Source organism: Microbispora sp. NPDC046933, assembly GCF_040644635.1.
In the GTDB taxonomy this organism is placed as follows: domain Bacteria; phylum Actinomycetota; class Actinomycetes; order Streptosporangiales; family Streptosporangiaceae; genus Microbispora.
The window spans coordinates 42654-62532 of record NZ_JBEYWW010000039.1; the positions used below are offsets into that span (position 1 = coordinate 42654).

Annotated in this window: 20 protein-coding genes; 12 read left to right on the forward strand and 8 right to left on the reverse strand. The window is 71.9% G+C overall.

Going from position 1 to position 19879, the window contains the following annotated elements:
• The first annotated feature begins 98 nt into the window (after window positions 1-98).
• Window positions 99-1523 carry an MFS transporter gene (locus ABZ857_RS36785; RefSeq protein ID WP_357052991.1) on the forward strand — a complete coding sequence of 475 codons (1425 nt, stop codon included), beginning with the start codon at window positions 99-101 and terminating at the stop codon, window positions 1521-1523.
• 98 nt (window positions 1524-1621) lie between these two features.
• On the opposite strand, the gene ABZ857_RS36790 is transcribed toward ABZ857_RS36785, so the two are convergent.
• Window positions 1622-2572, reverse strand: coding sequence for an AsnC family transcriptional regulator (locus ABZ857_RS36790; protein WP_357052994.1), 951 nt, complete (start codon window positions 2570-2572; stop codon window positions 1622-1624).
• Window positions 2573-2653: 81 nt separating this feature from the next.
• On the opposite strand from ABZ857_RS36790, the gene ABZ857_RS36795 reads away from it, so the two are divergent.
• Window positions 2654-2809 (forward strand): hypothetical protein, encoded by a 156-nt coding sequence (locus tag ABZ857_RS36795; RefSeq protein ID WP_357052997.1) that lies wholly within the window; start codon window positions 2654-2656, stop codon window positions 2807-2809.
• Window positions 2806-3891 (forward strand): FAD-dependent monooxygenase, encoded by a 1086-nt coding sequence (locus ABZ857_RS36800; RefSeq protein ID WP_357053000.1) that lies wholly within the window; start codon window positions 2806-2808, stop codon window positions 3889-3891. Before ABZ857_RS36795 ends, ABZ857_RS36800 begins: the two co-directional genes overlap by 4 nt.
• Window positions 3892-4199: 308 nt before the next feature.
• Here ABZ857_RS36800 and ABZ857_RS36805 read toward each other — a convergent pair whose 3' ends face one another.
• A complete protein-coding gene (locus ABZ857_RS36805; RefSeq protein WP_357053003.1) occupies window positions 4200-5180 on the reverse strand; it encodes a hypothetical protein in 981 nt (326 codons plus the stop codon).
• Window positions 5177-5725 carry a sigma-70 family RNA polymerase sigma factor gene (locus ABZ857_RS36810; protein ID WP_357053006.1) on the reverse strand — a complete coding sequence of 183 codons (549 nt, stop codon included), beginning with the start codon at window positions 5723-5725 and terminating at the stop codon, window positions 5177-5179. Before ABZ857_RS36810 ends, ABZ857_RS36805 begins: the two co-directional genes overlap by 4 nt.
• Before the next feature lie 119 nt (window positions 5726-5844).
• On the opposite strand from ABZ857_RS36810, the gene ABZ857_RS36815 reads away from it, so the two are divergent.
• On the forward strand, window positions 5845-6285 hold the full coding sequence (locus tag ABZ857_RS36815; RefSeq protein WP_357053008.1) for a sterol carrier family protein: 441 nt from the start codon (window positions 5845-5847) through the stop codon (window positions 6283-6285).
• Between the two features lie 12 nt (window positions 6286-6297).
• Here the strand turns inward: ABZ857_RS36815 and ABZ857_RS36820 are convergent, their stop codons facing one another.
• Window positions 6298-6591 (reverse strand): hypothetical protein, encoded by a 294-nt coding sequence (locus ABZ857_RS36820; RefSeq protein WP_357053011.1) that lies wholly within the window; start codon window positions 6589-6591, stop codon window positions 6298-6300.
• A gap of 570 nt (window positions 6592-7161) precedes the next feature.
• Between ABZ857_RS36820 and purF the strand changes: the two genes are divergently transcribed.
• Complete coding sequence (purF, locus tag ABZ857_RS36825) at window positions 7162-8598, forward strand: amidophosphoribosyltransferase (protein ID WP_357053014.1); 1437 nt, start codon at window positions 7162-7164, stop codon at window positions 8596-8598.
• Window positions 8595-9623 carry a phosphoribosylformylglycinamidine cyclo-ligase gene (purM, locus tag ABZ857_RS36830; protein WP_357053017.1) on the forward strand — a complete coding sequence of 343 codons (1029 nt, stop codon included), beginning with the start codon at window positions 8595-8597 and terminating at the stop codon, window positions 9621-9623. Before purF ends, purM begins: the two co-directional genes overlap by 4 nt.
• Window positions 9624-10164: 541 nt before the next feature.
• Here purM and ABZ857_RS36835 read toward each other — a convergent pair.
• The gene (locus ABZ857_RS36835) at window positions 10165-10395 is read right to left on the reverse strand and encodes a DUF3073 domain-containing protein (RefSeq protein ID WP_079315184.1); all 231 of its coding nucleotides are present in this window, start codon (window positions 10393-10395) and stop codon (window positions 10165-10167) included.
• 151 nt (window positions 10396-10546) lie between these two features.
• A complete protein-coding gene (locus ABZ857_RS36840) occupies window positions 10547-11665 on the reverse strand; it encodes a Glu/Leu/Phe/Val dehydrogenase dimerization domain-containing protein (RefSeq protein WP_357053020.1) in 1119 nt (372 codons plus the stop codon).
• Window positions 11666-11799: 134 nt separating this feature from the next.
• Between ABZ857_RS36840 and ABZ857_RS36845 the strand changes: the two genes are divergently transcribed.
• Both ABZ857_RS36845 and bldC read left to right on the forward strand, forming a co-directional pair.
• Complete coding sequence (locus ABZ857_RS36845; protein ID WP_357053023.1) at window positions 11800-12666, forward strand: hypothetical protein; 867 nt, start codon at window positions 11800-11802, stop codon at window positions 12664-12666.
• A 529-nt stretch (window positions 12667-13195) separates the two neighbouring features.
• Window positions 13196-13399, forward strand: a complete 204-nt coding sequence (bldC, locus tag ABZ857_RS36850; RefSeq protein ID WP_013133571.1) for a developmental transcriptional regulator BldC — start codon at window positions 13196-13198, stop codon at window positions 13397-13399.
• 235 nt (window positions 13400-13634) lie between these two features.
• Here the strand turns inward: bldC and ABZ857_RS36855 are convergent, their stop codons facing one another.
• Window positions 13635-14342, reverse strand: a complete 708-nt coding sequence (locus ABZ857_RS36855) for a TetR/AcrR family transcriptional regulator (protein WP_357053026.1) — start codon at window positions 14340-14342, stop codon at window positions 13635-13637.
• Between the two features lie 221 nt (window positions 14343-14563).
• Here ABZ857_RS36855 and ABZ857_RS36860 point away from each other — a divergent pair, with 221 nt between their 5' ends.
• The 4 genes from ABZ857_RS36860 (at window position 14564) to ABZ857_RS36875 (ending at window position 18728) form a co-directional block, all read left to right on the forward strand.
• Window positions 14564-15667: a LacI family DNA-binding transcriptional regulator gene (locus ABZ857_RS36860; RefSeq protein WP_357053029.1), complete on the forward strand. Its 1104-nt coding sequence runs from the start codon at window positions 14564-14566 to the stop codon at window positions 15665-15667.
• Between the two features lie 115 nt (window positions 15668-15782).
• The gene (locus ABZ857_RS36865; RefSeq protein WP_357053032.1) at window positions 15783-16049 is read left to right on the forward strand and encodes a hypothetical protein; all 267 of its coding nucleotides are present in this window, start codon (window positions 15783-15785) and stop codon (window positions 16047-16049) included.
• Between the two features lie 66 nt (window positions 16050-16115).
• Window positions 16116-17021 (forward strand): N-acetylmuramoyl-L-alanine amidase, encoded by a 906-nt coding sequence (locus tag ABZ857_RS36870; protein ID WP_357053035.1) that lies wholly within the window; start codon window positions 16116-16118, stop codon window positions 17019-17021.
• A gap of 66 nt (window positions 17022-17087) precedes the next feature.
• Window positions 17088-18728 (forward strand): beta-N-acetylhexosaminidase, encoded by a 1641-nt coding sequence (locus ABZ857_RS36875; protein WP_357053038.1) that lies wholly within the window; start codon window positions 17088-17090, stop codon window positions 18726-18728.
• Here the strand turns inward: ABZ857_RS36875 and ABZ857_RS36880 are convergent.
• Window positions 18691-19818 carry a DUF4037 domain-containing protein gene (locus tag ABZ857_RS36880; protein ID WP_357053041.1) on the reverse strand — a complete coding sequence of 376 codons (1128 nt, stop codon included), beginning with the start codon at window positions 19816-19818 and terminating at the stop codon, window positions 18691-18693. The two genes, ABZ857_RS36875 and ABZ857_RS36880, sit on opposite strands and share 38 nt — an antisense overlap.
• Window positions 19819-19879: the final 61 nt, after the last annotated feature.

The following is a 19879-nucleotide window of genomic DNA, read 5'->3' on the forward strand; positions in this document are numbered from 1 at the left end:
TCCCTACCTCCTCGGCACTTGACAACTATACGCCGTACAAGGTCTCCTATGCATCGTACATGTACGCCGTACATGTACTCCGTACAAGAGGAGGACACATGTCCGGACGGTGGTGGGCGCTCGTCGCGGTGGCGCTCGCGACTTTCATGACCTATTTGGACAACAACGTGGTCAACGTGGCGCTGCCGACGATCCAGCGGGACCTGGCGCTGACGATCTCCGGCCTGGAGTGGATCGTGAGCGCGTACATCCTGGTGTTCGCGGGCCTGCTGCTCGCCGGCGGGCGCCTGGCGGACGTCTTCGGCCCACGCACGGCGTTCTTCGGCGGCCTGGCGGTCTTCACGCTCGCATCGGTGGCGGCGGGCCTCGCCGGGAGCCAGGAGACGCTGATCGCGGCGCGTGCGGTGCAGGGGCTCGGCGCGGCCATGGTGACACCGTCGACGCTGGCCCTGCTGCCGCGGATCTTCCCCGATCCGCGCGAGCGGGCGACGGCCGTGGGCATCTGGAGCGCGGTCGGCGCGCTGGCCCTCGCGATCGGCCCGCTCACCGGCGGGTTCCTCAGCGAGAACGCCGACTGGGGCTGGATCTTCCTGATCAACCTGCCGATCGGCGTGGTCGCGGCCGTGATCGGCCTGCGTTCGATCAGGGTCGAGCGGGCCGCGTCCGGGCGGGTGTCCCTCGACCTGCCGGGCCTGGCCACCTCGGCCGTGGCGCTGTTCGCCCTCACCTACGCGCTCATCGAGGGCGAGTCGCGTGGGTGGACCTCGGCGCCGATCCTCGGCGCGTTCGCGGTCTTCGCGGTGGCCGCCGCCGCGTTCCTGGTCGTCGAGTCCCGTACGGCGCAGCCGATGATCGACCTCACGCTGTTCCGGGAGCGGGTCTTCAGCGGCGGCCTGCTGTCGATGGGTTTGTGGTCGTTCGGCGTCTTCGGCATCTACTTCTTCACCGCGCTCTACCTGCAGAGCGCGCTCGGGTTCTCCCCGACCGAGGCGGGCGCGGGCTTCGTGCCGATGGCGCTGCTCATGGCCGTGATCGCGAGCGTCTCGCCGCGGATCGCCGAGCGTTTCGGCAGTGCGGGCACGGTCGCCGCCGGCCTCGGCCTGATGGCGGTGGCCATCGGCGGCCTGTCGAGCGCGGGCGAGGGCTCCCACTACGGCGACCTGCTCCCCTGGTTCCTGCTGTACGGCGCGGGCGCCGGCCTGCTCGTCCCGCTGACGAACGTCGTGCTGAACGCGATGCCCCCGACGAGGGCGGGCGTGGCCTCGGGCGTGCTCAACGTCTCCCGCGAGGTCTTCGGCCTGCTGGGCATCACGATCCTGGGCGCGATCCTCAGCGCCAGGCAGAGCGCGGTCGGCGGCGCTCCGCTGCACGCCTTCCTGGAGGCGTACCGGTTCACGCTGGTGATCGCGGCGGCGATCGTGCTGGTCGGCGTCCCGGTCAGCGTGTACTCCCTGCGCCGCACCCGGGCCGCCGCCGCCTCCGCCGAGCCCGCCGAGTCCGCCGTGGCCGAGCCCGTCGCCTGAATCCCGGGACCCAGGGCAAGGGAGCCCAGCGCAAGGGGCCCAGCGCAAAGGGCCCAGCGCAAGGGAGCCCAGCGCAGCGGGGCCCTGAGTCCCGGACTTCAGAGCAGCAGCGCGCCCGCCCGCTTGACGGTGCGGATCACCGGGGCGGTCTCCACCTCGCGCACTCCGTCCAGCGTCGCCACCCGCTCTGTCAGGTAGCGGTAGAGGGCCCGGGTGTCACGGCAGGTCACCCCTGCCATCAGGTTGGTGGGGCCGGTGGTGGCGGCCACCACGTCGGCCTCGGGGTGCCCGGCCATGGCCGCGCCGACCGCGGTCAGGGCCCGCGGCTCGACCTTCATCCACAACCAGGCCTCCGCGTGGTAGCCGAGCGCCCGGGCGGGGATCTCGACGTCGAAGCGCAGCGCGCCGCCGGCGCGCAGCTGCTCCAGCCGCCGGCGGGCCGTGGTCTGCGAACACCCGGCCGCCGCCGCCAGTTCGCCGAAGCCGGCCCGGCCGTCCCGAGCCAGCACCCGCAGCAGGGCACGGTCCTCGTCGTCCAGGCTGATCTCGTGCTCGTCCACGTGATCCGGGCGCAGGCGTGCGGCCTGCTCGTCCGAGAGCACGGCTGCCCGGCTGCGCCATCCGGCGAACATGTGCAGCGTGGCGTGCGCCGACATCGAGACGACGCGCGGCGTTCTGGGGAGCTTCTTCAGCAGCAGGTCGTCTCCCTCCCCGCCGGCCTGGACGCCGCAGGCGATCTCGGTGCCGCCGGACAGCAGGCGCACCCAGACGGTGTCCTCGCGCCGGGCCAGCGCCTCGGCCACCGGCCCGGCGGCGTCGGGCGTGCAGACCAGACGCACGGCCCAGGAGGTCTGCCCGAAGCGGGTGCCGTCGAGCATGCCGACCACCCGCAGGAGCCCCTGAGAGCGCAGCCTGCGGTAGCGGCGCGCGATGGTGTGCTCGGAGGCGCCGACGACCTCGGCGATCCGGCGGAAGGAGGCCCGGCCGTCGATCTGGAGCGCGTGCACGAGAGCACGATCGATGTCGTCCAGCACGCTGATTTGCGCCATATTTCAGGATCTCATGCGATTTTCCACCGCCGATAAGTCGCCGACCTGCGGGTGCCGCCGGTCCGCGGCGATCGTGGGGGCATGAGCACTTACCTGGTTTACGGCGGCACGGGAAACGTCGGCCGGCGGGTGGTGGAGCGGCTCGCCCGCCGGGTCGTCTTCATGACGGGTGGCGGCGCACGCCCCGGGGTGGCCCCCGAGCAGCACTCGGCCGACTTCGGCGGTGAGCCCCGATGAGGGTCATCGTGATCGGAGCCGGCCTGGGTGGCCTGGCCCTGGCCAACGGACTGCGCGGGACCGGCGTCGACGTGGCCGTCTACGAACGCGACGCCTCGCCCGTGATCCGTGGGCAGGGATACCGCCTCCATCTCGGCGACGTGGGCATCGACGCGCTGGCATCCGTGCTCGCGCCGGAGCGCTCGGCCGCGTTCCTGGCCGCCGCCCACACGCCCGAGGCGCGGTTCGTCCGTCTCGACCCGGCACTGCGGGTGCTGGAAGAGCACGATTTCGGCGGCCGGCACCTGTCGGTCGACCGGCAGGAGCTGCGCGACACGCTGCTGGCCGACGTGAAGGGGCTGGTCGCCTACGGCAAGCGCCTCACCGCCTTCCAGGCGGAGGCCGGGTATGTGACCGCGCGTTTCGACGACGGCACCACGGCCACCGGCGACGTGCTGGTGGGCGCCGACGGCGTCGGCTCCGCCGTCCGCCGGCAGCACCTGCCGCACGCCCGCGTCGTCGGCACCGGTCTCACCCAGCTCTACGGCAAGATCCCGCGAGAGTCGGCCGAGGATCTGGACCACGTCTTCAGCGCGGTCACCGGGCCCCGCCACCGTGTGGTGGGCGTCGCCCACACCCGCGACTACGCCACCTTCTCCTTCGGCGCCCGCACCGAGGACCTGCCGCCGGAGCCGCACCTCATGACCGAGAGGCAGCTCAAATCCCTGGTCATGGAGATGACGTCCGGCTGGCATCCCCGCATCCGGCGGATGCTCGCCGACTGGCGGGAGATCTTCCCGCTCGCACTGCGCACCAGCGTCCCGGTCGCCCCGTGGGACACCACCCGCGTCACGCTGCTCGGCGACGCGGCCCACGCGATGAGCCCGGCGGGGGGAGCCGGGGCCAACCTCGCCCTCCGGGACGCCGCGAGCCTCGCCGCCGCCCTCGCCGGTGGCCGTCCCCTGATCCCGCGACTGCGTTCGTACGAACGCGAGATGATCGACTCCGGCTTCGCCGCGGTCCGCGCCTCCGCCGCCAACGGCGCCCGGATCCTCGGCCAGGACCCGCTCCCAGCCGGTCACGAGGGCGAGCCGATCGCCTGAGTCCCCGTACGGCTCCGCGCCTGAGGACTCCTGGCGAAGTCCCCGTCGGCCAGTCGCCGCAAGCACGCCGGGTGGAGCAACGCGCCTGCTTCGGCCGGCGACTCCGGTTATCCGGATGCCGTGACGGGTGGCCGCCGGGTGATGGACGCGGCGATGGGCCCTGTGCCACCTGGCGATGGGCCCTGTGCCACCCGGCGATGGGCTCTGTGCCACCCGGCGATGGGCTCTGTGCCACCTGGCGACGGGCTCTGTGCCACCTGGCGACGGGCTCTGTGCGCCCACGACGGCCCCGCAGGTTCTGAGGGGACCTACTCCTCGACGACGGCGTCCCGCGTACCGCCCGCGTAGAGCGGATTCCAGTCGAGGTGTTCCTTGGTGACGAGCAGGCGGATCAGCTTGGGCTTCCGGGTGGACTCCTCCGCCTCCCAGACGGTCCAGTCCTTCCCGACCGGAATGTCCTGTTTGTGCGGATCAATGGCGAAGCCGCCGAGGTTCCGGGGGTTCGGCTCGATGATCGTGAAGGTGACCTTCAGGCCGCGCTTCTCGATCTCCGGCACGACCTCGCCCACCGTCTTCCCGTCCACCCGGTATCCGGCGAGCGAACGGCCCTTGAGAGTCGCGACGCGATACGGAGGGTTCTCGACGATCACACTCTTCGTGTCGTCGGGCACGAGCACGCAGGGCGCCACCGGGTCCTCCATGAGGATCGTGCTGGTGCCGGTCTGCCCGCCGGGCAGGGCCGTGAGGGTCCAGACGAAGGTCTCGCCGGGCCTGAACAGCCTGGTGTCGATCCGCATCTGCCAGCCCTCCTTCTCCCCGGGGATGCTCGTCGGCGGGTCGTAGAGGCCCTGCGGGATGTCCTTCACATAGGCGGCGCGCGGCTCCCGGCACTTCTTTCCCACGGGCGCGTAGTCGACGATGGCGGGGACCCCCAGGTCGCGCAGCTGCTTCGTCAGCCCCGCGATGTCGCGGAAGTCGCGGACCTTGACCCATACGACCCCGTTGGAGTCCTTGGTCACGGCGTAGGAGGGCGTGGTGAGGGTTCCGTCGTCGAGCAGGCTCGGGCCGACGACGATGCCCGCGGCGGCCACGGCGGCGGCAGCCAGGCCCAGTGCCAGTCGCTTCGGGCCACGACGCCTGGAACGGGCCGGTAGGGCCGCGCCGCCGCCGGGCGGCTCGGCCGTGATGGAGGCCAGCAACGCCCGCGCCCCCGCGCCGGACGGGCGGCCACCCGGCGTGCCGGGTTCGACCCGGGCCAGCGGCCCGATCATCTTCTCGATGTCCTTCACAGCGACCTCCCCGCCGGCGCCAGCCGGTTGTGCGACCTGAGATGGACGCCCGCCTCGGCGAGCGCCCGGGAAAAACGCCTTCGGGCGCGGTAGAGCCGGATGCGTACGGCGTTGCGCGACAGGCCGAGCGCCGTGGCGATCTCCTCGCGGCCCAGCCCCTCCCAGGCGACCAGCGACAGCAACTCGCGGTCGTCGTCGGACAGGCTCAGGAACGCCTCGCTGATCGCGGCCAGCTCGACCCCGCTCTCGGCGGAGTCTCCGTACAGGTCGGCCAGCTCGGCGTCCAACTCGGCGATGCGCGCCCGGCGGCGTGCCTCGCCCCGGCGGTGGTTGGCCACCACGTTGCGGGCCACGCCGTACAGCCACAGGACGGCCTCGTCTCCCGCCGGTAAGTCGTCCATCCGCCGCCAGGCGACGGTGAAGACCTCGGCCACCACGTCGGCCGCGTCCTGGGGCGAGTCGCAGCGGCGCGCGGCGTACGCGGTGATCCGGCCGTACGTCTCCCGGTAGACGGCCTCGAACCTGGCCGACGGTTCGTCATCCACGGGCGGTCCTCATGATCGTTCCCCTTGTCGGTGCTCCTGCGGACACCCCTCTCATGTACGGAGACCGCCCATCATTTCCCGAGAGATCGAGCGGGATCGGGATCCGGGACAATGGGCCGGTGCCGGCACGCAGACTCGACCCAGGGAAGATCAGAGAGGCGCTCGACGCCCAGCTCGCCGATCTCGGACGGCCGCCGTTCGACGGTCCCGGGAACGCCGCCGGGAACGCGTGCGTGCTGGCCGTGCTGGACGCCTACGAGACCGGGCTCACGCCCGTCAGGGCCGCCGCCCGCGTCGCCGTACGGCACCTGCTGGAGGAGCTGGCCACGCGGGCGCCGGGACGGTCGGTGGAGGTGCGGGTCCCCCCGTACGCCGCGGTGCAGTGCGTGGAGGGGCCCCGGCACACGCGGGGCACCCCGCCCAACGTCATCGAGACCGACCCCCGCACCTGGCTCGAACTGGCCACCGGCCGCCTGTCCTGGGCCGACGCCTCCGGCGCCGGAAAGATCGCGGCCAGTGGCTCCCGGGCCGACCTGTCCGCGCTGCTGCCTCTCTGGTGACCTTCGCCCCGGTTACCGGAACCCGGCGAGCTTGTTCTGCACGCAGCGCTGGGCGTCCTCCTGCGTGGGGTAGAGCCGGCGGTCGAAGCACTCGCCGACATGCCTGCTCTGGAACCAGTTGTAGAACACCACGCTCATGATCAGGGCGAGCAGCAGGGTCAGCGTGCTCAGCACCACTCCCCCGGCCGCCCTGCGCCTGTTGGAGTTCCTGGCGATCGCCACGATGCCGAGGACGAGCCCGACGACCGCCACGAGCGTGCCGACGCCGCAGACCAGCAGCAGGACGATCGAGCAGATCCCGAGCACCAGCGCGGCGGTCCCGAGCCCACCGCCCGGCTGCGGCCCCCAGGGCCCGCCGGGAGGTCCACCAGGTCCCGGAGGCGGCGGCAGCGGCCCCCCGTACGGCGGCTGGCCGCAGGGAGGCTGTCCATAAGGAGGCCGATCGTAGGGCGGGCCTCCGTAGGGCGGGCCCGCGGGTCCTCCCGGCGCCCCTCCGTACGGGCCCTCGGCCGGCGTTCCCGGGATCGGAGGCTCGCCGTACGGTCCCCTGGCCGGTTCTCCATGCTCCGGGGGCTCGTGAGGCCGGCGGGGCGCTCCGGCGGGTCCTTCAGGCGCCCCCGCCGGCGGCTCCCGCTCCTCCGGCGTCCCCGGGCCGTACGACTCCCGCGGGCGCCCGGGGTCGTCGGGTGTCGCCACGATCATCCCTCCCGTACCGGTCTGGCCCATATCCGATTCTTGGGGCCTGTCCGAAAGCCCAGGCTCCCCCGAATTCCGCATGTGAGCAGGGGCGACACGGCAAAGGGCGGGTGATGCTTCGGACGCCTGACGGGCATGCCCCGGTTTGAGCAGCACCAACGCCCAAATAGACTCAAGTACGTGTTGAAGGGCGACGGCCGGCTGGGCCATGACCTCGACCCCCAGGACCGCGCTCCGAAGGACGCCTGTGGCGTCTTCGGCGTATGGGCGCCCGGGGAGGACGTCTCCAAACTCACCTACTACGGCCTCTACGCGCTGCAGCACCGCGGGCAGGAGTCCGCGGGCATCGCGGTCAGCGAGGGCAGCCGCATCCTCGTCTACAAGGACATGGGCCTGGTGGCCCAGGTCTTCGACGAGTCGATCCTCGGCACCCTGCGGGGGCACCTGTCCATCGGGCACTGCCGTTACTCCACGACCGGATCGAGCGTATGGGAGAACGCGCAGCCCACGCTCAACTCCAGCGACGGCGGCGGGCTGGCGCTCGCCCACAACGGCAACCTGATCAACACCGCCCACCTCGCCGAGCGGCTCGCGCCGGGCTCCACCCGGGCGACGACCGACACCGAGGTGCTCACCGCTCTCCTGGCACAGGACTCCTCGCGACCCGTCGATGACGTGGCGGCCGAGCTGCTCCCGGAGGTCAAGGGCGCCTACTCGCTCGTCTGGATGAACGAGACGACGCTGTTCGCCGCCCGCGACCCGCAGGGCATCCGCCCGCTCGTGCTGGGCCGGCTGGAGCGCGGCTGGGTGGTCGCGTCCGAGACCGCCGCCCTCGACATCGTCGGCGCGTCGTTCATCCGCGAGATCGAGCCCGGCGAAATGCTGACCATCGACGAGCGCGGGGTCCGCTCGCGCCGCTTCGCGCCGGCCGAGCCCAAGGGCTGCCTGTTCGAGTACGTCTACCTCGCCCGGCCCGACACCACGATCGCCGGGCGCGGCGTGCAGTCCACCCGGGTCGAGGTCGGCCGCGTGCTGGCCCGCGAGCACCCGGTGGACGCCGACCTCGTGATCCCCACACCCGAGTCCGGCACCCCCGCCGCGATCGGCTACGCCGAGCAGAGCGGCATCCCGTACGGCCAGGGCCTGGTGAAGAACTCCTACGTCGGCCGGACGTTCATCCAGCCGTCGCAGACCATCCGCCAGCTCGGCATCCGCCTCAAGCTCAACCCGCTGCGCGAGGTCATCGAGGGCAAGCGCCTAGTGGTCGTGGACGACTCGATCGTCCGCGGCAACACCCAGCGGGCCATCGTGAAGATGCTGCGCGAGGCCGGTGCCACCGAGGTGCACGTCCGGATCTCCTCGCCCCCGGTCGCCTGGCCGTGCTTCTACGGCATCGACTTCGCCACCCGCGCGGAGCTGATCGCGGGGTCGCTGTCGGTCGAGGAGATCCGCTCCTCGCTCGGCGCCGACTCCCTCGGGTACATCTCTCTTGAGGGGCTCACCCGGGCGACGACGCTGCCGGCCGACCGGCTCTGCCGCGCGTGCTTCACCGGTGAGTACCCCATTCCGATCGAGGACGACAGGGTGGGCAAGTTCGTGCTGGAGGCTCAGCGATGACCAGCTACGCCGAGGCAGGCGTCGACATCGAGGCCGGCGACCGCGCGGTCGAGCTGATGAAGTCGCGGGTGGCGCGCTCCCGGCGCCCGGAGGTCGTGGACGACGCCAGCGGATTCGCCGGGCTCTTCGACGCCTCGGCGTTCCTGCGCTACCGCAGGCCGCTGCTGGCCACGTCCACCGACGGCGTGGGCACCAAGGTCATGCTGGCCCAGCGACTCGGCAAGCACGACACGATCGGCATCGACCTCGTCGGCATGGTCGTGGACGACCTCGTGGTCTGCGGGGCCGAGCCGCTGTTCATGACCGACTACATCGCGTGCGGCAAGGTCGTGCCCGAGCGGATCGCCGACATCGTGGGCGGCGTGGCCGAGGGCTGCAGGCTCGCGGGCTGCGCGCTGATCGGCGGGGAGACCGCCGAGCACCCCGGGGCGATGGGCCCCGACGAGTACGACCTCGCGGGCGCCGGCACCGGGGTCGTCGAGGCGGACGAGATGCTCGGTCCCGACCGGGTCGCGCCGGGAGACGTGGTGCTCGGGCTGGCCTCCAGCGGCGTGCACTCCAACGGCTACTCGCTGGTCAGGCATGTGATCAGGACCGCCGGGCTGGGCCTGGAGCAGGAGCTGCCCGAGCTGGGCCGCACGCTCGGCGAGGAACTGCTGGAGCCCACCCGCGTCTATTCGCTCGACTGCCTCGCGCTCATCCGGGAGACCGAGGTGCACGCCCTGGCTCACATCACCGGTGGCGGGCTGGCGGCCAACCTGGCCAGATCCCTTCCCGGCACGGTGGACGCCCTTCTCGACCGGAACTCCTGGACCCCGCCCGCGATCTTCGAGGTGCTGGCCGGGCACGGCGGCGTGCCCCAGGAGGAGATGGACAAGACGTTCAACCTCGGCGTGGGCATGTGCGCGATCGTCCCGGCGGCGGATGCGGACAAGGCACTCGCGTTGCTGGCCGGTCGCGGCCTGCCCGCCTGGGTGCTGGGCGAGGTCGTCCCGGGCGAGGGGCGAGCCCGTTTCCGTCAGTGAGGGTCGGGCCGCAGGGCCGGATGGAAGGTCGTGGCGTGACGGCCGCCGCCGGTCGCCCGGAGCTCCGGCGGCCGGGCGGTCGCGCCGCGGTGGCCCGCCCGTTCCCTCGCCGAGGGCCGGGCGTGTCCGGTCTCCGAACGCGCGTCGTCGCCTGAAGCGCGCCCCGTCCCGTGACATGCACGGGATGCGGCCATGGCGACCGCGGTCGGCGGCCTCTCCCGGGTTCACCGCTGCGAGCGCGCGAGCGACATCATCCCGTCATGGCGATCACGACGGCTCGGCCATGGCACCCCGTGCGACGGCGGTCACCCGGCTCGCGGGGGCCTCGGCCCGATGGTCCCGGCCTGGCCCGCTCGACGGCGGTGGAACACGCCGACGCCACATGGCTGCTGTCACCCCTGCCGGCTGTCGGCCGGCTCTCACCCGCGCGCCCGTCTCCGTGCCGGAGGCGAAACTCACGGGGAGCGACTCCCCCGGACATGTGAGAGAACCCGGCGGGAACGTCCCCCGCCGGGTCACTCACCTGGCGATCAGAACCGGGTCAACGCCGCCCACGGCGGTCGTCGTCGCCGTCGTCGTCGTCGACGGCCGCGTAATCGGCGTAGCGATCAGCCAACTCGTCGTAAGGGTCATGCTCGTCACTGTGGCCGGAATCGTCGGCGTCCACGACTCCGAGCTCCGCGCGCAGGCGCTCAAGATCCGTACCGCCGCTGTTGTACTTCAGCTGACGGGCGACCTTGACCTGCTTGGCCTTGGCTCGGCCGCGCCCCATTGGCTCGACCCCCTCATGCGGGGCCGTGCCCGACCCCTCGTCACTAACGCACCGCGCACCGACGCCACCTGACTTCAGGCGTCAGTCTCTCGTTCGCCTATTACCGTACCTGGTTTGTGCGCCGCTCGGTACGTCGTACGAGCGGCGGCGGTCAGCGCCGGAGCCAAATACCCCTTAGCCGACCGATTTCTGACATTCTCCGCTCTGCCAGCCTATCCGCTGCGACGGCGGGAGGGACGCCTTCCTCCTCGGCCGACCTGAAGATCTTCAAGGTCGTGTCGAAGATCTTGGCCGCCCGCGCCCGGGCGCGGTCCATGTCGAAGCCCTCGATCTCGTCGGCCACCTGGATGACCCCGCCGGAGTTCACCACGTAGTCCGGGGCGTACAGGACGCCCCGCTCGGCGAGCTGCTTCTCGACGCCGGGATGGGCGAGCTGGTTGTTGGCCCCGCCGCAGACGATCCTCGCCTTGAGCCGGGGGACGGTCTCGTCGTCCAGCGCGCCGCCGAGGGCGCAGGGCGCGTACACGTCGATGTCGGAGGCCGCGAGCGTGGCGGCGTCGGGCACGACCTCGACGGCGGGGTGGCGCTGCCGCACCCGTTCGACGGCCTGCTCGTCGACGTCGCAGACCACGACCTCGGCCCCGTCCTCGATCAGGTGGTCGACCAGGCGGTGGCCGACCTTGCCGACCCCCTCGACCCCGACCCGCCTGCCGCTCAGGGAGGAGGTGCCGTACACGTGGTCGGCGGCGGCCCGCATGCCCTGGAACACGCCGAAGGCGGTGAGGATGGAGGAGTCCCCGGCGCCGCCGTGCGCCGGGGTGCGGCCGGTGACGTAGGAGCACTCGCGCGCCACCACGTCCATGTCCTCGCTGTAGGTGCCCACGTCACAGGCCGTGTAGTAGCGCCCGCCGAGCGACTGGACGAACCTGCCGTAGGCCCGCAGCAGGGCCTCGCTCTTGTCGGTCGCGGGGTCGCCGATGATGACGGCCTTGGCGCCGCCGAGGTCGAGTCCGGCCAGCGCGTTCTTGTACGCCATGGCCCGGGAGAGATTGAGCACGTCGGCGAGCGCGGCCTGCTCGCTCTGGTAGGGATAGAACCGGGTGCCGCCGAGCCCCGGTCCGAGGGCGGTGCTGTAGATCGCGATGATCGCGTACAGGCCGCTGCGCTCGTCGGAGCAGAAGACGACCTGTTCATGCCGCACCGGCTGGACGGGGTTCGCGTCGTCGCCGGAGCCGGAATCCTTGTGGGACAGCCCGAAAACGTCGGTCACGGTGGTGACTCCTGATCGTGTACGCCGCCTCGTTGCGGCGATCGGCCTTCAGCTTATCCGATGCACCCACGAAACGATCATGAAAACGTGGGACGGTGCTGCACATGTGTCCGGCGACATGGCACGATTCTGGTGTGCTCCCCTACGCCGCCTATCTCCGTGTGTACGAGCCGCTGACCGCTTTCGCCCCCGAGGATCAGGCTCGGTGGGCCCGGTACGCCGACTCGCGCGACCGACCGCGCCGGGCGGGCGCACTCGAGGTCGAACACGGCGAGGCGGTCCGCCGCCTGCTGTCGGTCCCGCCGCTGCCGGCGCCCGAGCGGGAGAGCCCCAACGCGTACCTGCGCCGGGTGGAGGAGACGCTGTACGTCTGCCCCTGGCAGAGCAGGCTGCGGTCGTGGCTGGCGTTCGCGTCGTTCCGGGGGAGCGTCCCGGTCAAGCTCGCCTCCCGGTTCGTGCCCCAGGCCATCGCGGAGCAGACCGCCGACGACTTCGACCGGTTCAAGCGCGGGGAGCAGTCCCTGCGCACCCACATCCGCACGAGCACCTGGCACGTGCCGATCGCGTGGTTCGTGCCGTTCGACTCGGCCGAGCGCTGGCTCGTGCTGGGCTCGGAGCAGCCGGCCGAGCCGGGCGCGCAGACCACCGCCGCCCCGCCCAGGAACATGCTGTACGTCACCTCGATGGCACAGGCCCGGCGCCGGGTGGCCCGGGCGCTGGTGGTGATCCGCAGGCACGTCGGGCAGGTGGCGGCCCTCACCGAGGTCGAGGAGGTGGGCCGCTGGCTGGAGGAGTTCCACCCCCACTCGCTGGTGGAGCTCGACTACGGCGGCCTCGTCCATCTGATGGACGACCGGACCCTCCAGGGCGACCAGTCCGTCGCCGAGGTGGCGACGGCCCTCGCGGGTTTGGACAACGGTCAGGAAGAACTTGCCTTCGCGATGTATCAGCGCGTGATCGTCCGCTGGAGGTCTGTCCGCGCCCTCGAATCGGCAAACTGACGGTCATGAACATGCCGTGACCTGCCGATTCTGGTCATGGCATAGTCGATCTCACATCTACGAACTGAGTAGTTTGCCGTTTTCACTGCGATACCACGAAACGTGTCGCTAGAATCACCGAGCGTGACATCAACCCGTGGTCGAGACGTTGTGCCCAGAGGGCTCGCCAATCGCGCTACGTGGCTGTATGGTCACATCGGGTGATGCCGTAAATGGTCCTAGAAACCGCACGTTTTGGATCATTGAAGGACATCCGTGACAGTGCCGCGACCGACAGGATTTGCCCGAACGAAGCGGTGTCCAGAGTGGTGCATCGCACGGCGGAGGAGGAGCCGATAAAGCGCTATCGGCGACGACTCCGGGCCCGGCGGGAAGCCCGAGCCTGCGAGGAGTTCTCGCGGGTGAGGCGACAACGCCGCGAGGCGCCCTCTGGCCGACGCGACGGGGCAAGGATTGGCGGGAGGGGCACTTGCGCCAGACAAGTCGCAGGATCGCTGCCGGCGGTCCACACGGAGGAGAGGCCGCACAAATGTCAGCTCGTACACCCGAGGCCGAGCCACTGCTCACCCCGGCGGAGGTCGCCACGATGTTCCGTGTCGACCCCAAGACCGTCACCCGGTGGGCGAAGGCGGGCAAGTTGACGTCCATCCGCACCCTCGGCGGTCACCGGCGGTATCGGGAGACCGAGGTCCGGGCACTGCTCGCGGGGATTCCGCAGCAGCGGTCCGAGTAGGACGTGACCGTCACGCCACGGGGGAGCAACGGCGCGCTCGCGTCGGGGATGTGAGCGCGTCCACCAAGCTCCCGTGACCACTACGGGTCACGGGAGGGATCTGGGGTCGGCGCCGCCCGCCCGGCGCCTCCCCGCGTGAACGCCAGGTCCGTCCACCCCCGGCGGTTCCCCCGTCCCCCCATGCGTACGCCTTGGTCTTCGCGCCTTGGAGCGTCTCGCGAACGCAGTGAGGGGTTCAGGGAACGACCTCACGGTTCTCAGACGCAAGGTTCTCACTTGCAGGGTGCACGGGCAGCAGGGTCTCCAGCAGCACCCGCACCCCGGGATCATGCCCGCCCGCCGCCCGCAGGAGCGCGACCATCTGGTCCACCAGAAGGCGCTCCAGTTCGGCCCGCTCCATGTCGCGGTGCTCCAGCCAGTCGAGGCCGGCCGTCTCCACCGAGGCGACCCACGACCTCAACGTGACGCGCAACGCCGGACCGGGCGCGTCGACCCCCATCTGATGAACGATCATGCGCAGCATGCGCTGCCGCACCCCGTCGACGATCTCGCCGATCTCCCCGGCGCGGTTGGCCGGGCCTCCCCTGAGCAACGCGGCGAAACCGGCCGCGTGCTCCTCGACGAAGTCGAAGTAACGCGTCAGGCCCGAACTGAGCTGCTCCAGCGGCCCGCCCTCGCCCTGCGACTGTAACCGCGCCTGCAGTTCCGCCGCCGCGCTGCGCAGGGCCGCCACGTAGAGCTCCTGCTTGCCGCCGAAGTAGTGGTAGACGAGCGCCCTGGACGCGCCCGCGGAAGCCGCCACGTCGTCGATCGAGACGTCCTCGGCATCGTGCCTGCTGAACAGCTCGAGCGCGGCGGCGATGAGCTCTTCCCGCCGCCGGTCCACGCTGAGCCTGCGGCGCGCCGGCCGTGCGCCTTCTTCCGCTTGGCGTGTGGCACCCACACCCCGCACCCTAGCGAATCGGCCCCCTGAGAGGAGGATCGGCAGGATCAAGGGTTCCCCCGAACCCCCCTCCCGGCTCCGCCGCCCTACCCGTGGTCCGGCTAACCTTCCCAACGCCCGATTGAAGGAAGGATCCTGTCTTACCGCGATCAACCCGTACCCTCTGGGCAACTCGATCGTTTGGTGTGTCAGGTGCACGTCCACGCATCGTGGGGAGAACCATGTCAGGACCGTCCATGCAGACCACTGCCCGGAAAGACGTCGGGGTCGCGATCCCCACCGGCGGACTGCCCGACGGGTTCAGCCCGCGGCCACGCCCGACTATCCGCAACGTGGCCGAGCGGGCAGGAGTCTCCAAGTCGCTGGTGTCTCTCGTGCTGCGGGGCTCCCCGCACGTGAGCGAGCACCGCAGGGAGGCGGTCCTCCAGGCCGCCCGGGAGCTCGGCTACCGCCCGAACGCGGTCGCCCGCAGCCTGGTCGAGGGGCGGACCCACCTGGTGGGCGCGCTCGTGGCCGACCTGCACAACCCTTTCTACGCGGAGTTCCTCGACGGCCTGCAGGAGAGCCTGCACGGTGACGGGCTGCGGCTGCTGATCGGCAGCGGCCGCTGGGACCCGGCGTTCGAGGACGAGGCCGTCGAGGCCTTCCTGGAGCTGCGGGTGGACGGACTGGTCCTGCTCGGGGTCGCACCGTCCAGCGACACGCTGGCCGAGGCCGCGGCCTACACGCCGACCGTGGTGGTCGGCGAGCGCGACGTCGAACTCGAGGGCGTGGACATCGTCGTCGACGACGACCAGCTCGGCGCCCGCTTCGCCGTCGATCACCTCGTGGAACTGGGCCACCGGCGCATCGCCCACATCGAGGGCGCCCCGTCGTCGGCCGCCCGCTGCCGCTGCGAGGGCTACCTGGTGGCGATGCGCCGCCACGCGCTGGCGCCGTACATCATGGTCGAGCACGGCGACTTCAGCGAGGAGGGCGGCCGGCGCGCGGCGCTGGCGCTGCTCAAGCGCGAACCCCGGCCGACGGCGATCTTCGCGGCGAACGACATCGTGGCCATGGGCGTGCTGACCGCGGCGAGCGAGCTGGGGCTGCGGGTGCCCGAGGACCTGTCGGTCGTCGGATACGACAACACGCATCTCGCGGCCGTCACCCACATCTCGCTGACCAGCGTGGACCAGCCCCGGCGGGCCATGGGCCGCTCGGCGGCGGCGCTGCTGAGCGACCGCATCACCGAGCCGGGCAAGACCGCCCGGCTGCGGCAGGTGAGCCCGCAGCTCGTCGTACGGCGCAGCACCGGGCCCGCTCCAAGTGGTGCCAAAAGCTAGGTCAATCACCGACGTGTCCCCTCGCGGCCGGTGTTGACTTCAGCCGTGGCGCCGGCCCCCGGCGGGTCGCGGAAGGGCTGCCCGCGGGCCGGCGACCGGGACATCGGGGGGATTCATGCGTGATCCTGAGTTGGTCTCCTGCGCTCAGCGGGCCGCCGGCGAACTGGAACGGGCCTGGGCGCACTGGAGGGAGAGCCGGGGGCTGGGCAGCGAGGACATCGCCGAGTCGGTGGCGAGCTACGTCGCCCACTCGATCGACCATCCGTGGGGACGGCCCCGCGTGGTGCTCGGCCTCGACGCCGAGGACGCCCGTGAGCTGGCCGCTCTCCTGCATCGGCAGGAGGTTCCCGAGCCGGCGTGGGTGGGCAGGTTTCCGGCATAACGGTCTGATCACGACTCCGTTCCGGTTAGGTTGGGGAGACCACACTTCCGGGAAGGGATCTCGACCGTGATCAGACGACCACTCGCCGCCGCAGCCCTGGCCCTGTGCGGGGTCGGAGCCGTCGCCTGCGGCGGCGCTGAGGTCTCCGACACGGGGGCCTCCGCCCCCGCCGCCTCGCCCCGGCTCGGACAGCCTGCCGCGAGCCAGGACCGGGCGGCCGACGCGGCGTCATCGTCCGAGACGGCGTCATCCGAGACGGGCGTCCCGACCACGCGTACGGCGACCGCCTCCGAGACGCAGGCACGACCGCTGGCCGGGCGGGTCATCGTGATCGACCCCGGCCACAACGGGGGCAACTGGAAGCACCCGGAGATCATCAACAGGCAGGTCAACATCTCCAACCAGAAGAAGGCCTGCGACACCACCGGCACCTCGACGAACGACGGCTACAGCGAGGCGGCCTTCACCTGGGACGTGTCCACCCGGCTCGTACGGCTGCTGCGGGCCCAGGGGGCGACGGTCAAGCTCACCCGCCCCGACAACAAGGGCACCGGGCCGTGCATCAACCAGCGGGCCGCCATCGGGAACAGGGCCAAGGCGGACGCGGCGATCTCCGTCCACGCCGACGGGGCCGCGCCGAGCGCCCACGGGTTCCACGTCATCATGCCGAAGAAGATCGGCGGGCCGGTCGACCCGGTCGTCGGCGAGTCCAGGAAGCTGGGCGTCGCGGTCCGCGACGCCTTCCACAGCGGCACAGGCCTGCCGTACTCGACCTACATCGGCAGCAAGGCGCTGAACTTCCGCAGCGACCTCGGCGGGCTCAACCTGTCGACGGTGCCGAAGATCTTCATCGAGTGCGGCAACATGCGCAACGCCAAGGAGGCCGCCGAGTTCAAGGACCCGGCGTTCCGCCAGCGCATCGCGGACTCCCTCGCGAAGGGCCTGGAGACGTATCTCACCGCCGCCCGCTGACGGCGGCTCTCAGGGGACTGTGGACGGGGTGCCGGGCTGTCGGTGAGGTTTGGCATCATCGGCGGCATGGACCATCTCCTTCCCCTGCCGAGGTTCGTCGAGACGGGCTCGGAGCCGGCCGAGATCGCGCCCGGCTCCGTCGTGTCGGGCCCGGCCCCGCTCACCGACGCCGTACGGCTCGCGCTCCCCGTTCTCGACCTGAGGCCCGGAGACGCCGGCACGGCGGCCGTGCGGGTGGAGGAGGACCCCCGGCTCGGGCCGGAGGCGTACGCGATGACGATCGCGGGCGACGGCGTGCGGATCACGGCCGGGGGCCGGGCGGGCGCCTTCTACGCCGGGCAGACGCTGCGGCAGCTCCTGCCGGCCGAGGCGTTCCGGTCGGCCCTCCTGCCCGGGGCGTCCTGGACAATCCCCTGCGGACGGGTGGAGGACGCGCCGGGGTTCTCCTGGCGCGGCGCGCACCTCGACGTGGCGCGCAGCTTCCTGCCGAAGCGGGAGGTGCTGCGGATGATCGACCTGATGGCGCTGCACAAGCTGAACCGGCTGCACCTCCACCTGGCCGACGACCAGGGCTGGCGGGTGGAGAGCAGGGCGTTCCCGCTGCTGCACGAGGTGGGTTCGCACCGCCCGCGGACGGTCACCAGCCACAAGGGCGAGGACCTCGCCTTCGACGGCGTCCCCCACGGCGGCCACTACACGCTCGCCGACCTGACCGAGATCGCGGCGTACGCCCGGGCGCGGGCGGTCGTCGTCGTGCCGGAGATCGACGTGCCGGGACACGCCTCCGCCGTGCTCGCGGCCTATCCCGCGCTGGCGTCCCGGCCGCAGGAGCGCTACGAGGTGCTGGACCGGTGGGGCATCTCGTCGGCGATCCTGTCCCCGCTCCCGGCGACCGTCGACTTCCTGACCACCGTGTTCGCCGAGATCGCCGACGCGCTGGGCGAGGTGCCGTACTTCCACATCGGCGGCGACGAGTGCGTGCTGGACGACTGGGCGGCGTCGGCCGAGATCTCGGCGTACCAGGCCTCGCTGGGCCTGGAGAGCACGGGTGACCTGCACGCGTGGTTCCTGCGGCGGCTCGCCGACGCGCTGGCCGAACGCGGCAGCCGCACGGTGGTGTGGGACGAGGCGTTCGTCAGCGGCAGGCTGAGGCCGGACACGATCGTGATGCCGTGGCGCGGCGAGCACGTCGCCCGCCGGGCCGCCGCGGCGGGGCACGAGGTGGTGGCGACGCCGGTCTTCCCGATGTACTTCGACTACGCCGAGGCGGCCTCGCCCGAGGAGCCGGTCGGCCTGGGGGACGCGATCACCGTGGCCGACGTGGCGGCCTTCGCGCCCGCGCCGTCCGAGTGGCCCGAGGAGGAGCGTGCCCGGGTGATCGGCGTCCAGTTCCAGCTGTGGAGCGAGCGCATCCCGGACGGCCGGACGCTCGACTACCGCGCCTGGCCCCGGGGCTGTGCGGCGGCCGAGGTCGCGTGGACCGGCGGCCCGGCCGGGCCCGAGGACTTCTTCCGCCGCCTCGACGCCCACCTGGCGCGGCTGGACGCGTTCGGCGTGGAGTATCGCCCGCTGTCCGGGCCCCGGCCCTGGCAGCGGGGCGGCACCGGCTGGCGTCGCCACCGTCCGGGCGTCGTCGCGGTGCACGACGTGATGCGCCACCTGCACGAGCTCAGCCTGTCGGCCGACTCCACCCGGCCCAGCCTTTAGGTCGTGTCGCCTCGGCGACGCGCCGCACGCGGGCGCGGTCGCACAGCACGTCGGTGCTGTCGACGTACTGGTCCACCGCGCCGGTGAGGGGCAGCCGCCGCACCCGCGGGTCGGCGATGGTCTCCAGCAGCGCCTCGGTGAAGCGCTCGGCGCGCAGCACCCGGTAGGGCCGGGTGTGGTACGGGCGGGTGCGCGGATCGACGGGCGCGGTGAGGCCGAGGTCGTTGTGCAGGGCCCCGAGAGCCTCGTAGGCGGTGGCGAGGTGGCGCTCGCGGTCCCGCCAGTCCGCGGCCGACACCGCCGCCCTGAACACGGGCGCCAGATCCGGCCCGCACGGCAGGGCGGCGAAGGCGCTGCCCAGCCACTTGCCGTACGGCGGATAGCGGCGGTGCATGAGCAGGGCGAGCCGGATGAGGTCCCGCACCAGACGGGCGCAGGTGACGGCGGAGCCCAGTTCGTCACCGGCCTCGCCGGCCCGGCCTGTGAGCGCCTCCTCCTGGCATATCCGCCGCCACTGGCAGGCCAGGACGTAGCGCCAGACGTCGTCGGGATACCAGGCGAGGCGCCGGCGGACCGGCAGGAGCAGGCCCAGGCCGTCGTGGAAGACCTCTCCCGCCGTGATCTCCGCGAGGGTCTGGGTGGGCGTCGCCAGCCAGTCGGACAGACCCACGCCCGCGATCGGGTCGAACCCGAGGTGCCCGGTGAGCCATGCGGTCAGGTCGGCCACCACCACCCCGTGCCGGAGCGGCCCGTCCGTCGTCTCCATGCGCCGGGTGCCGTCGGCCCCTGACGGGCCGAAGTTCGTGGGATAACCGAGGAACCGCGGCGGCAGGCTCACGGCGAGCACGCCGTCCACGGCCTCGGCGTGGACGGCGTCCTCAGGGCGGAGGAACAGTTGCAGCCGCGGCCCCCAGTCGTGGTCGGTGGACCGCTCGGTGTCGTATCCGAGCACCTCGGAGCCGGGACCGACGAGGGCCGCCGTGTGCGTGAGGCCGCCGAAGCGCCGCGCCAGCAGCGGTGCCACCGCCTCCTGGTAGAACCGCCGCGACAGCTCCAGCCCGCGTACGTGCCCGTCTCCCACAGCCGACATCCTCCGCGGGCCCCGCGGCGCGGGGCAACCGGCTTTTCCCCGCGCCACCACCCGTCACGCG

What these genes read in the sequence shown, in the direction of transcription:
- ABZ857_RS36795 (WP_357052997.1), top strand. Translation starts at nt 2,654, where the DNA reads ATGAGCACTTACCTGGTTTACGGCGGCACGGGAAACGTCGGCCGGCGG.
- bldC (WP_013133571.1), top strand. Translation starts at nt 13,196, where the DNA reads ATGTCAGCTCGTACACCCGAGGCCGAGCCACTGCTCACCCCGGCGGAG.
- ABZ857_RS36880 (WP_357053041.1), bottom strand. Translation starts at nt 19,818, where the DNA reads ATGTCGGCTGTGGGAGACGGGCACGTACGCGGGCTGGAGCTGTCGCGG.
- purM (WP_357053017.1), top strand. Translation starts at nt 8,595, where the DNA reads ATGACCAGCTACGCCGAGGCAGGCGTCGACATCGAGGCCGGCGACCGC.
- ABZ857_RS36865 (WP_357053032.1), top strand. Translation starts at nt 15,783, where the DNA reads ATGCGTGATCCTGAGTTGGTCTCCTGCGCTCAGCGGGCCGCCGGCGAA.
- ABZ857_RS36835 (WP_079315184.1), bottom strand. Translation starts at nt 10,395, where the DNA reads ATGGGGCGCGGCCGAGCCAAGGCCAAGCAGGTCAAGGTCGCCCGTCAG.
- ABZ857_RS36860 (WP_357053029.1), top strand. Translation starts at nt 14,564, where the DNA reads ATGTCAGGACCGTCCATGCAGACCACTGCCCGGAAAGACGTCGGGGTC.
- ABZ857_RS36875 (WP_357053038.1), top strand. Translation starts at nt 17,088, where the DNA reads ATGGACCATCTCCTTCCCCTGCCGAGGTTCGTCGAGACGGGCTCGGAG.
- ABZ857_RS36785 (WP_357052991.1), top strand. Translation starts at nt 99, where the DNA reads ATGTCCGGACGGTGGTGGGCGCTCGTCGCGGTGGCGCTCGCGACTTTC.
- ABZ857_RS36800 (WP_357053000.1), top strand. Translation starts at nt 2,806, where the DNA reads ATGAGGGTCATCGTGATCGGAGCCGGCCTGGGTGGCCTGGCCCTGGCC.
- ABZ857_RS36790 (WP_357052994.1), bottom strand. Translation starts at nt 2,572, where the DNA reads ATGGCGCAAATCAGCGTGCTGGACGACATCGATCGTGCTCTCGTGCAC.